This window comes from Corallococcus praedator (genome assembly GCF_003612125.1).
In the GTDB taxonomy this organism is placed as follows: Bacteria; Myxococcota; Myxococcia; order Myxococcales; family Myxococcaceae; genus Corallococcus; species Corallococcus praedator.
This window is the reverse complement of the sequence record NZ_RAWI01000978.1, coordinates 1-457: the sequence shown is the minus strand read 5'-3', so window position 1 is coordinate 457 and position 457 is coordinate 1. Positions and strand designations below refer to the sequence as shown.

Annotated in this window: 1 protein-coding gene; it reads right to left on the bottom strand. The window is 69.4% G+C overall.

The window, feature by feature from the left end; translation table 11 throughout:
- Window positions 1–457: peptidoglycan-binding protein (locus D7Y13_RS42680; protein ID WP_208734620.1), on the bottom strand; the 457-nt coding region annotated here is incomplete at both ends.

The following is a 457-nucleotide window of genomic DNA, read 5'->3' as shown; positions in this document are numbered from 1 at the left end:
GTCAGGGTTGTCCGACACCGATCGCGAGAGGAATGTCTCCACCCCGGCGGCCGCCATGCGACCTTCGAGCCGGTGCGCGAGATCCCACAGGATGCTCGTCTCGAGCGCCGCGGTCTCCGGACCCACGGCGGCGTCGACCACCCCGTTGCCGGGATCGATGACCACACGCTTGCCCGACAGCTGGGGGCCCGAGCGCCGGACCGACTCCTGCTCGCGGATGGCGTGCGGCGAACCGCCGGTGACCTTGGTGCCGAGGTTGTCCAGCGACCGGAGCGTGTCGGGGCCGCAGAGGCCGTCGGGGGTCATGCCGTACTCGCTCTGATACGAACACAGCGCCGTGTACGTGGACTCGCCGAACTGGCCGTCGACGAGACCGGTGTAGTAGCCGAGATTCTGCAGCCGCGACTGCAGGGTCGCGACGTCGTCGCCGTTCATGGGCGCCGACAGGGTGTAGGTG